Below are 11,003 nucleotides of genomic sequence, written 5' to 3'. Positions count from 1 at the left end.
ACAATCCGCACACATAATTATTACAACCCAATTACAAAACACCCTCACTTCACGCTCTACCGTTGAGGTAACAGCAGAAAGTAAGGTCAGCCCCCAAAACGTGAAAGGTCCAAAACAACAATGAGTCCAGAGAAATATCTCCAAGACTGGCAAACTAGCCAAACGATTGCTGAATCTATCTCCCCTCTTATTGGTAAGCTGTATCGTCAAAAAGGAATCGAAGTGGTTCTGTTTGGTAAAACACTTATCAACGCAACAACCATAGACATTCTCAAAACTCACCGTATTGCAAGACGTTACACCGGAAGCCCTCTCTCTCTAGAACAAACCATGCCAATCATCCAAGCATTGTGCGAAATGAGCATTTCATCTTGCCGCGTAGATGTTGGTCAGCTTGCTGGTATGTACTGGAAAGATCACGAAGACACAGCTGCACTTAACGACTTCTTACACACCGCTTTACATGGTGCTCGCGATGCAGATTCATCTCTGGCTGCTCGTGATGTGGTGCTGTATGGTTTCGGTCGTATCGGTCGCCTATTGACTCGCCTGCTGATTGAAAAGAGCGGTCCTGGTTACCCACTGCGTCTGCGTGCAATTGTTGTGCGTGGCGGTAAGAAAGGCGACCTAGAAAAGCGTGCTAGCTTGCTGCGTCGTGACTCCGTTCATGGACAATTCAACGGTAGTATCGTGATTGACGAAGAGCGTAAAGCGCTGATCGTGAACGGTAACTACATTCAAATCATTTACGCTAACAGCCCAAGTGATGTGGATTACTCGGTTTATGGCATCAACAATGCGCTTGTTGTCGATAACACAGGTGTTTGGCGTGATGCCGAAGGTCTTAGCCAACACGTAGCTTGTAACGGAGCAGAGAAAGTACTGCTTACCGCGCCAGGTAAAGGCGACATCAAGAACGTCGTATTTGGTGTGAATGAATCTGTGATTCAAGAAGATGACACCATCATCTCTGCAGCAAGTTGTACGACTAACGCCATCACTCCGGTTCTAAAAGCACTTAACGATAAATACGGCGTGCTGTCTGGCCATATTGAGACAGTTCACTCTTACACCAACGATCAAAACCTAATCGACAACTTCCACTCAGGCGATCGTCGTGGTCGTAGCGCTTCACTGAACATGGTTCTAACATCAACAGGCGCAGCAAAAGCGGTAGCAAAAGCACTGCCAGAACTTGCAGGTAAGCTGACAGGCAACGCAATTCGTGTACCGACTCCAAACGTATCAATGGCAGTTGCGAACCTGAACTTAGGTGAAGATGTAGACCGTGATTCGCTAAACGAATACCTACGTGAAATGGCATTGAACTCTGAGCTTTCTGCACAGATCGATTACACAGATTCGACAGAAATCGTATCAAGCGACCTAGTTGGCTCTCGCCACGCAGGTGTAGTAGATGGCCAAGCGACCATTGCTCAAGACAAGCGTTGTGTACTGTACATCTGGTACGACAACGAATTCGGTTACAGCTGCCAAGTTGTGCACTGTATGGAACAAATGATGGGCGTTCGTTACCAAACATTCCCTCAATAAGGTGAACCTTGCTCCACAACGTTAACCACAATGTGTAACGAGCAACACCCCAGCATTTGTTTTAAATAATAAGCGCCTTGCGCATTACTAATATACTTCCCCGCTTATACGCCTGATGACCCTCAGGCGTTTTTTCGTTTTTAAGACACTTTGACATTCCTCAGACAAATCGATGCGAAATTGAACGGTATATTCATGTTTCGTTCATATTCAAACTCGTAATATGAACCCATAGATTGAAAGAGAGGTCATGATTATGAATCGAATTATCGTTACTGCACTAGCACTGATTACTGGCTTTTTTACTTTGGTATTCAGCCTAATCATGGCGATTCCATTGACCATCGCTGCACTGATTACTGGTAAACGTATTGAAAAGCGCGTGAAGCAAATGCAACAAGAAATGCATGAAGAGTATGAATTCAATACGGGCAAATCCGACGCGATTGAAGGCGAGTTTGAAGAAGTTCGTCGCTAACGCTTCTGAAGATTCCACACTCCCCCTATGTTCCTGAGCAACCTTCTTTGCTGACATCCTATCTCGTTAAGAGTTAGGATGTTTTTTTGTCTGTAGAAAAAAACAATGGCAAAATTAGAGTTTGTTCTCTTGGGCGTTTTGTTTACTAGCTAAATCATAACCTTCATCCCAAAGCTCACCATCAGCACCTGTATAAGGGTTCGCCACTTTCGGCTCACCACACAGAAAAGCGGCTTTTCCTTCACCGCGAATATCTTCAATCTTGCTCCTGATATACAAAGAGGATTCAGGATCAATTTTATGCATGTACGATCGAATTAAAAACGCACAGCTAACGGTAAAAAAGAATAGGCTTAGAAAACCCATCGAACTCTTTCCAGTCAGAAAAAACCAAGCTAAAAAAAGCAAGCCAGTCAATAACGCAGCAGGAATCAAGCCAAGTGTTTTTTTCACTTTTCTCTCACTTAAATCAAGATCTTGTTTAAACCCATTTGTGCGGCGGGTAAGGAAAATCCATTTGTTCGAACAAGTTATCTAGGTGTTATATGCGACCAAATTAGTCACCATGTTAAATACACTAGTTGAATGATGATTCTAGCTAGAGACTTCACTGTCAGAGTAGGGAATCTCACCAATAATACCTGATTTATGAACCAAGGTAACATTTATTGATAATAATCTTTTTAACTATAGAGCATGTCAAATGAATGCGAATAATTCATAAAAAAATCAAACTAATTAAACAAAAAAAGCAGCCAATTTAGGCTGCTTTTGACAAGTTGGATGATGATCAAATCGTCACAACCACTCGCACCGCTAATAGCATTAAAACGATGCCAGATAGTCGGTCAATCAGTACTGCCTTTGAGCGAATACGGTCCACAACGCGCGAGTTCGACAGCACCAATGTGATGAAGGTGTACCACAAACCATCAACGACGAACGGTGTCGCGACGATAATCATTTGGTTGCTCAGATCGTTACCTAGCGCCACAAACTGGCTGAACAATGCGATGAAGAACAGCGCAATTTTCGGGCTTAGAATCGAAATAAGAAAGCCTTCTCGCGCCGATTGTAAAACCGTCGTCTCTTCACCGGATTCGAGCTTCGCTGCCACACCACCTTTTGAGCGTAATGCATTGAAACCGAGATACGCCAAGTAAGCAGCACCTGCCAAACTGATAGTCTTAAATAGCAATGGGCTTTGTTGAAGTACCACAGCCAAACCTATCAAGGTAATGAACGCATAGATACCAATACCAAACGCGTGCGCCCATGCGGTAGCCAAACCATTCATGCGGCCACCAGCTAACGAGTGCTTAGCGACAATCGCTAAACTCGGGCCTGGTGACATTGCCCCTAATAAACACACGGTAAAAAGTGATAACCAAACTGTTAGTGTCATAAGAATCTCCCCTCTTTGACGCTAATCTATCAACGGAACAGGTATAATTAGAAATCAAAGTTTTTCATACTAAGCATGATTTCAAATCATAACCTAATAAGGCATTTATTATCGGATGGAATACTCTGAAATCTGCATGACCGAACGAATCTCTTCGCGCACCCATTTATGCGCAGGATCGGTATCGTATTTTGGATGCCACATTAACCAATACTGATGAATGGGCGTTTCGAGAGGCAGTGCTTTATGGGCTAAGTCCCAATGCTTCGCAAGATTGACCGCAATATGCTCTGGAACCACCATCAGATGCTCACTAGAAACTAAGCGATTGATGGCAGCAGAGAAGAAAGGCACTTTGAACGTAATATGACGTGTATGCCCTAGTTCTCTTAATGCTAAGTCGGTGTACGAATCTTTGTCCCCACCACCTGTGACTTTAATGTGGGAGTAAGAAATTAAATCTTCAACACTGATGCAGTCTTGCTTTGCTAACGGATGAGAAGCTTTCATCAAACAAACTGATGAGTCTTCACCAATCTTCACACTAGATACACCCTGAGGCTTCTCTGGATACATGGAAGACGCGATATGAATACCAGTCTCATGCAGCTTATCGAGAAAGTCTGGCTGCCATAGTCGGTACGCCATATCTAACTGAGGAGCAAAGCCACTCAGGTGAGAGGCAATGTCAGGGAGAACGTATTGGGCGACATAATCACTCGATGCAAATACTAACTCTGCTTTCCAATCCTCAGGTTCAAAAGGCTTGTCATCGAGAAGGTGATCGAATTCCGCTAACAAATCATCCAACTTCTCTTTTAGAAGCAATGCTCTTGGTGTTGGAATGAGTTGGTTACCCTGCCGAACTAATAAAGGGTCACCGCACAATTCACGTAATTGCGCTAATTGACGGCTTACCGCCGATTGAGTGATGTGTAAACGCTCAGCAGTTCTGCTCACATGGCATTCTTCAAGCAATACATGCAAAGAACGCAGCAGATTAAGGTTAATGTTATTCAGCACGTTCTACCCATTTCGCGCGCCAATCTGCAGCGGCATACTCTTCTGGCCAATATTCAACTTGCTTGCAAATCAATCCATCTCGCACAGTGTGAAAAGTAATCGCGCGATCAGAGCGAACCCCATCACTAACTACCACATCAGTGACCACCTGTTCGCCTTCCCCCACAATACGCTCAATCGTAAAAGTCCACTCACCTTTTGCTGGGTAAGCAGAATTCAATTGGGCAAAATTCCTTCTGCCACGAATCACTTCTTTTGTCAGCGGCCAAACAACTTCACAATCGGGCGCGAGGAGTTCCGCTGCCGCATAGAAGTCATTGCTTGCCATGACTTTCCAGAAATTGAGGACGATATCTTTCTCGGTCATTTTACGAACTTGCTCCCTGTGGTATTGAAAAACTCCGTTAACACGGTATGTGTCATCACGTTACGAAGTTCTGGATAGCTTTGGATATAGTCTCGAATCTCGTTGAGACGAGCGATATTCGGCACTTCGACGAATAACATCATATCGGTTTCACCACTGATCGCATGGCACCATTTCACGCCATCGATTTTGTACAGATCGTTAGCGTAATTATCACAGTGATGGCTAGAGGCTGATGTATCAAACTTCAGCGCCATATACGCGCAAATCGTCGACTCTTTCGATGTCGCAATATCGGCATGATAGCCAAGGATCACTTGGTCTTTTTCTAGCTTTTTGATTCGTGCGGTCACAGCAGAACGTGACAAGTTAACTTGCTCTGAGATTTCAGTAATAGAGAGACGGGCGTTCTGCCGTAAGAGGTCTATGATCTGATGATCAAATTTGTCCATAACATCACCAAGCTTTCCTTAATTTAGTCATTCTACTCAATTACAACTTATTGAAAACCGACAATTTGCGGTTTATCGGCAAAACAACCGTCATTTTGACGGTCGACAACATCATTTTGCTGTGCAGAATTTAGATATGCTTATGGCTTGCATTACCTAGACGTTCAGAGGTCGTTATGGAACAACTCAAAAAAGACATTACGCTGATATCCGGAATCGGTCAGCTCTCAACAACCTTAATGGGCACAGGTCTATTTATGATCCCAGCGATTGCCGCTGGCATTGCAGGTCACTTCTCGCTTTGGGCTTGGATTATCTTATTCATCGCTATTTGCCCTATCGCGCTTACCTTTGCTCAGTTAGGCAAACGCTACCCAAGTGCTGGCGGCACAGCGTTTTTCGTCCGCAAAGCCTTCAACAGTAAGCTAGAGAGCAGCGTGGCGTGGTTGTTCGTTAGCGTCATTCCTGTTGGTGTCCCTGCTGCTGTCGCACTTGCTGCAGGCTTTTTACAACAACTGTTACCAGAGTCCATTAGTAATCACCTTTTCGCTCAAATTCTCACGGTCGCTCTGTTAATGGTGGTCAATTTGCTCGGTACCAAATCATCAGGTCGCTTACAAACCATCATCGCACTGAGCATTTTTGCTTTGGTCGGTGCATTTCTGTGGAAAGGCGATGTTGGTTCTGTCGATTTAACCATGCCTGTCATTACGATGGATTCAATGTGGTCGATTGCAGCAGCTTTGGGCGTGATGTTCTGGTGTTTTGTTGGAATAGAAGCTTTTGCTCATATGGGCGAAGAGTTTAAGAACCCACAACGAGACTTCCCAATTGCGATTATCGTTGGCTGTTTTGTCGCGGGCGCGACCTATTGGGCATGTTCTGTTGTGATACTAAAATTTGGTGCTTACGGCAGTGCAGAGTTCGACAGTGCATCGATTCCTTGGCTAAGTGCCCATCTATTTGGTAATCACGCCAAATGGCTAATCAGTGTTATCGGTTTCTCTGCGTGTTTTGCAAGTGTGAACCTCTACACTCAAAGCCTAGCTCGAATGGTGTGGGCGCAAGCAAGAGAACACAAGCCAACCAGCGCCATCGCGAGAGTGTCAGCTCGAGGCGTTCCAGCAAATGCCACGTTAATCGTCGGCGCTATATTGCTTGCTTCTTGTGTTATTGGTTCGCTATCCGGATTGGATTTGGAGTTCTTCCTTAAACTTGCTAATGGTATTTTTGTGCTGGTTTACCTACTCGCCATGCTTGCCGCTTATAAGTTGTTGCAAGGTTGGGGAAAGATCCTCGCGGGAGTTTCTCTTGTGTTGTGCACCGCAGTATTCATTTGTTTAGGTTGGTCTATGCTCTACGCCGTTACTATTTTTGCCGTGCTCTCTTTACCTTGGAAGCAATGGCGAAAAAAGCACACTAGACGGGTGACTGAATAAGTCAAACAAGTACCCAAAAAAAGGAAGGAGCCAAATGGCTCCTTCTTAAGTTTTAACGATAATTTATGCCGTCTCTATTTTTACGCGGAAGAAAATGGCGTAAAACAGCGGGATGACAACCAAAGTAAGAATCGTGGCAAACAATAGACCGAACATAATGGTCACCGCCATGCTCTTAAAGAACGGGTCAACCAACAGCGGGGCAACACCCAAAATAGTCGTGAATGCGCCCAGTAGAACCGGACGAGCGCGACTTAGTGCTGCATCAATAATCGCGGTATACGGTGTTTTACCTTCACGAATTTCAACATCCGCTTGGTCCACCAATACAATCGCGTTTTTCACCATCATACCAATCAAGCTTAAGAAGCCGAGAATAGCCATAAACTCAAACGGTGTTTGGAAGATGATAAGCCCCACGGTGACGCCGACAACCGCGAGCGGTGCCGTTAGCCAAATCACCAATGGCTGACGCAGTGCGTTGAACATGAAAATCACCGAAAGGATCATCGCAGCAAACCCGTATGGCGCTGAGATAACTAACCCTTCATTGGCATCTTTCGACGCTTTATATTCCCCATACCATTTCAACTCGTACCCTGCTGGCAACTCGATGGCTTCAATTTGAGAACGTACTTGCTTGAATGCATCTGCTGTTAATACACCCGGAGCTGGATCCGCTTGCACCAAAATCGTCGGCATGCGGTCAATTCGACGCAAAATGGCATCTTGGTATATCACATCCACAGAGTTAACCAGTTGACTTACCGGAATATAAGCACCGACCGTTGGGCTAAAAACTTCCGTATTTTCAATCGCACGTTGGTGGCTGCGCTCACTTTCTGGCGCACGGACAACGATTGGGATCAAATCATCTCCCTCTCGATACACGCCCACGTTTCGGCCTGTTAGGGTTTGCGCGATAGCCTGATTAATTTCCATCGTTGTCAGCCCATATCTTTGCGCTTCTTCGGCAGAATATGCAGGGCGAAGCACAGGAACTTGTTGACGCCAATCATCCTGAACCGCTATCAATTTGCTGTCTGCTAGCATGATGGCTTTCGCTTGCTCTGCCAGTTGACGCAACACCGCACTATCAGGCCCTTTGAAACCGGCTTCTATCTTCTTACCGCCTCCGCGACCAAGCATGAACTTCCACACTTTGATGGACGCATCTGGGTATTTGGCTTCCAACTCACTTTGTAGCTCACCCAGTAATGGAGCGATCTTTGTGTAATCGTCGATATCAATCAGCAGTTGACCGTAACTTGGGTTACGAGCTTCTGGCGCGTAGGTCAGCATGAAACGTAAGCCGCCACCACCGATAAAACTGGTGATGTTGGTAATTCCCTCTTTGGCTTTCACATCTTGCTCAATACTCGCAACCACTGCCTCGGTACGTTTGATATCAGAGCCTTGCGGCAAGTAAACATCCACAACAAATTGCGGGCGTTGAGACTCTGGCATAAAGCCCGGTGGTACAAACTTCACGCCCCAAATTGCTGCTGTCATCATTCCCAGCAACAGTGCACAACTGATGATGCGGTATTTCAATACCCATGCGAGCAGTGACTTGTAGCTTGCCACGACGCGACTAGGCTTCTTATCTGCATTTGCCGCTTTTACTTTGAGGAAATCGTGACACAGCATTGGCGTTACTGTGACTGCGAATACCCAACTAAGGAGCATTGAGTAAAGGATCACCCAAAACAGAGAACCTGCGTATTCCCCCATATCTGAAGGTGATAAACCAATCGCACTGAATGCACAGATACCAACGACGGTTCCTCCTAACAAAGGCCATTTGGTTGCATCGACAACTTCAGACACCACAGCGTTACGATCGGCGTTTGGATCTTGTTGAAAACGAACCAAGATACCGTCGGTCACTACAATGGCATTATCCACCAGCATACCCAAGGCAATGATCAACGCCCCAAGAGAGATTCGCTGCATTGCAATATCTTCAATGAGCATGATGCACAGGGTGCCAGCCACCGTTAGTAGAAGAACGAAACCGATAATGACGCCCGAGCGTACCCCCATAAACAGCAGAAGCACGACGAATACAATGCCAACCGCAGCGATCAAGTTGTCGATAAAGTTCGCAACCGATGCGCGTACAGAGTCTGACTGCATCGAAATCACATTCAGCTCCATCCCCAATGGACGCTGACTTTCCAACTCGGCCAAGCGTGCTTTTACTGCATCTCCCATATCCACCACGTTACCGCCGGATACGTTGGAGATACCAAAGCCCACTGCTCGTTCACCGTTGAAACGCATCAACATGGTTGCTGGTGTTTGGTAACCGCGAGTGATGTCTGCAATGTCGCCTAAACGAAGCACAGTATTGTTGTTACCCAGTCCGACTTGCAGGTTTTTAAGGTCGGCAACAGAGTCAATATTGGAACTTGGGATAACAGGAATGCGCATTGCGTTGGTTTCGATGCTGCCAGCTACTGTGACTAAGTTTTGCTTTTGCAGAACCTGAAACACTTTCTCAACTGATACACCAAATTCGGCTAAGCGCTCACTTGAGATTTCCACGAAGATGGTTTCTTGCTGTTGTGCCAGCGTCGCTGTTTTCGCTACCCCCGGAACAAGTACGATTTCACGACGTAAGCTATCGACATAATCTTGCAATTGCTTATCGCTGAACCCTTCACCAGTAACGGCAAAGAACAAGGCATACACATCCGCAAAGTCATCATTCACAATTGATGGCCCTGCTCCCGGTGGAAGCAGGCGCTGTGCGTCTGTCACTTTACGGCGAAGTTTATCCCATACTTGCTGTAGCTCTGCGGCGCTGCCTGCAAACTCCAACTTGATCTCGACCGTGACCTCTGACATTCCTTGCATCGAGACGGATTTCACTTCTTTGACTTCTTGCAAAGCCTGAACAGCACCTTCGATAACATCGGTCACTTCATCAGAGACTTCCTGTGCCGTCGCACCTGAGTATGGGGTTGCAATCACCGCCTGACGAATAACAAACTCAGGATCCTCAAAGCGGCCTAGTTTGAGGTAACTGATGTAACCGCCTAACAGTATCAGAGCAATCAGCACCCAAACACTCGTTCGCTTGGCTATGGTATAACGTGCAATGTCCATCATTGTGCTCCAGCGCGATCATCCGTGTAAGGGCGAACTTCCATACCCTCTCTCACACTTGATACCCCAGCAATGATCACCTTCTCACCCAACGAAAGGTGTTCCGTGACAATAATGCGATCTTTGCTGAGCGCGCCAATCGCCACATAACGCTTCTGTGCTTTGTTGTCATTACCAACAACCCAGACAAATTGCTTGCCTTGGTTATCTGGGACAATAGACGTCAGCGGTAAAGTAATTTGTTGATTCTGAGCTTTACCAGAAGAAGAAACTGGCAACACTTTCACCGCCATTCCCGGTAATACATGGAAACCGTTCAAGTGCTCGAAGCCCAACACAACCGGATACGTCTGAGATACAGGGTCTGCAACGGTCGCCACTGTACGCAGCTTTAATGGAAAAGATTGACCTGGAATGGCAGAGATTTCAGCAATCGCTTTGGTCTCCTCTTTGCCAGAGAGCATCACTTTATGTGGAATGTGGATGACCACCTCAAGATCATTAATATTATGAACAATCAAGATCGGTGCATTTGCTTGGACTTGAATGTAGTTGTCAACCAACTTGCGTCCAACCACACCATCAAAAGGAGCAAAGATTTGGGTGTATTCTAGGTGACGTTTTGCATCTTCCACGCGTGTACGAGCAAGGTTATAGCGTGTCGTGATGGTATCTAGGTCAGCCTTTGAAATTGCTTGGCTTTTCTTAAATACAGCTTGAGCTCGCTCGTACTCACGAGACACATTCTCAAACTCTAGTTGCGCTGACACCAATGCATTTTTTGCATCTCTATCATCTAAGGAAGCAAGCAGTTGCCCCTTGCTTACTTCATCTCCTTCCTTAACGAAAATATTGGTCAGTTTTCCACTTACTCGGAAAGCAAGATCTGCACTATCTGCAGCACGCACGATGCCATTAAAGCTGAGCTCCGTTGCTGACTGGGTACTAACTACCTCGGTAAGTGCAGGCTTAGCAGTAGGGACAACCACGGAAGGATTCGCCTCACTACCACAGCCGTTAAGGTTAATAACGGACATCAACAATGCCGAGGTTACACTCAATTTAAGAACTTTTTGGCCAACTTTTGCTACGACCATAGATACTTCACTCCAAGAGCGTGACCGATAAACCTACCGGCCAACAGTTATGTGACAACTTTGTAAAAAGGTAA

At 45.9% G+C, this 11,003-nt stretch carries 10 protein-coding genes; 3 read left to right on the top strand and 7 right to left on the bottom strand.

Annotated features, from left to right (window positions below; all coding sequences use genetic code 11):
- Window positions 1-120: 120 nt before the first annotated feature.
- Both A9237_RS19055 and A9237_RS19050 read left to right on the top strand, forming a co-directional pair.
- Window positions 121-1,554, top strand: coding sequence for a glyceraldehyde-3-phosphate dehydrogenase (locus tag A9237_RS19055; protein ID WP_005442427.1), 1,434 nt, complete (start codon window positions 121-123; stop codon window positions 1,552-1,554).
- Between the two features lie 256 nt (window positions 1,555-1,810).
- Entirely contained in the window at window positions 1,811-2,032 is a 222-nt protein-coding gene (locus A9237_RS19050) for a hypothetical protein (RefSeq protein ID WP_005442428.1), read from the top strand.
- Between the two features lie 114 nt (window positions 2,033-2,146).
- Here the strand turns inward: A9237_RS19050 and A9237_RS27565 are convergent, their stop codons facing one another.
- The 5 genes from A9237_RS27565 to A9237_RS19025 form a co-directional block, all read right to left on the bottom strand.
- On the bottom strand, window positions 2,147-2,485 hold the full coding sequence (locus A9237_RS27565) for a hypothetical protein (protein ID WP_227739837.1): 339 nt from the start codon (window positions 2,483-2,485) through the stop codon (window positions 2,147-2,149).
- A gap of 337 nt (window positions 2,486-2,822) precedes the next feature.
- Complete coding sequence (locus tag A9237_RS19040) at window positions 2,823-3,437, bottom strand: LysE family translocator (protein ID WP_009704775.1); 615 nt, start codon at window positions 3,435-3,437, stop codon at window positions 2,823-2,825.
- A 108-nt stretch (window positions 3,438-3,545) separates the two neighbouring features.
- A complete protein-coding gene (locus tag A9237_RS19035; protein ID WP_078609122.1) occupies window positions 3,546-4,460 on the bottom strand; it encodes a LysR family transcriptional regulator in 915 nt (304 codons plus the stop codon).
- Window positions 4,450-4,827 (bottom strand): nuclear transport factor 2 family protein, encoded by a 378-nt coding sequence (locus tag A9237_RS19030; RefSeq protein WP_078609120.1) that lies wholly within the window; start codon window positions 4,825-4,827, stop codon window positions 4,450-4,452. The genes A9237_RS19035 and A9237_RS19030 overlap by 11 nt, the downstream gene beginning before the upstream one ends.
- On the bottom strand, window positions 4,824-5,279 hold the full coding sequence (locus tag A9237_RS19025) for an Lrp/AsnC family transcriptional regulator (RefSeq protein ID WP_005442432.1): 456 nt from the start codon (window positions 5,277-5,279) through the stop codon (window positions 4,824-4,826). The genes A9237_RS19030 and A9237_RS19025 overlap by 4 nt, the downstream gene beginning before the upstream one ends.
- A 176-nt stretch (window positions 5,280-5,455) precedes the next feature.
- Here A9237_RS19025 and yjeH point away from each other — a divergent pair, with 176 nt between their 5' ends.
- The gene (gene yjeH / locus A9237_RS19020; RefSeq protein WP_078609118.1) at window positions 5,456-6,718 is read left to right on the top strand and encodes an L-methionine/branched-chain amino acid transporter; all 1,263 of its coding nucleotides are present in this window, start codon (window positions 5,456-5,458) and stop codon (window positions 6,716-6,718) included.
- A 63-nt stretch (window positions 6,719-6,781) separates the two neighbouring features.
- Here yjeH and A9237_RS19015 read toward each other — a convergent pair whose 3' ends face one another.
- Both A9237_RS19015 and A9237_RS19010 read right to left on the bottom strand, forming a co-directional pair.
- Window positions 6,782-9,832 carry an efflux RND transporter permease subunit gene (locus A9237_RS19015; protein WP_078609116.1) on the bottom strand — a complete coding sequence of 1,017 codons (3,051 nt, stop codon included), beginning with the start codon at window positions 9,830-9,832 and terminating at the stop codon, window positions 6,782-6,784.
- Complete coding sequence (locus A9237_RS19010; protein WP_005442435.1) at window positions 9,832-10,929, bottom strand: efflux RND transporter periplasmic adaptor subunit; 1,098 nt, start codon at window positions 10,927-10,929, stop codon at window positions 9,832-9,834. The genes A9237_RS19015 and A9237_RS19010 overlap by 1 nt, the downstream gene beginning before the upstream one ends.
- Window positions 10,930-11,003 lie beyond the last annotated feature (74 nt).

Source organism: Vibrio owensii, assembly GCF_002021755.1.
GTDB classification, from domain to species: domain Bacteria; phylum Pseudomonadota; class Gammaproteobacteria; order Enterobacterales; family Vibrionaceae; genus Vibrio; species Vibrio owensii.
Note: the sequence above shows the minus strand (reverse complement) of the source record. Positions and strands in the feature narration are given on the sequence as shown.

What these genes read in the sequence shown, in the direction of transcription:
- A9237_RS19055 (WP_005442427.1), top strand. Translation starts at nt 121, where the DNA reads ATGAGTCCAGAGAAATATCTCCAAGACTGGCAAACTAGCCAAACGATT.
- A9237_RS19050 (WP_005442428.1), top strand. Translation starts at nt 1,811, where the DNA reads ATGAATCGAATTATCGTTACTGCACTAGCACTGATTACTGGCTTTTTT.
- A9237_RS19040 (WP_009704775.1), bottom strand. Translation starts at nt 3,437, where the DNA reads ATGACACTAACAGTTTGGTTATCACTTTTTACCGTGTGTTTATTAGGG.
- A9237_RS19030 (WP_078609120.1), bottom strand. Translation starts at nt 4,827, where the DNA reads ATGACCGAGAAAGATATCGTCCTCAATTTCTGGAAAGTCATGGCAAGC.
- A9237_RS19025 (WP_005442432.1), bottom strand. Translation starts at nt 5,279, where the DNA reads ATGGACAAATTTGATCATCAGATCATAGACCTCTTACGGCAGAACGCC.
- yjeH (WP_078609118.1), top strand. Translation starts at nt 5,456, where the DNA reads ATGGAACAACTCAAAAAAGACATTACGCTGATATCCGGAATCGGTCAG.
- A9237_RS19015 (WP_078609116.1), bottom strand. Translation starts at nt 9,832, where the DNA reads ATGGACATTGCACGTTATACCATAGCCAAGCGAACGAGTGTTTGGGTG.
- A9237_RS19010 (WP_005442435.1), bottom strand. Translation starts at nt 10,929, where the DNA reads ATGGTCGTAGCAAAAGTTGGCCAAAAAGTTCTTAAATTGAGTGTAACC.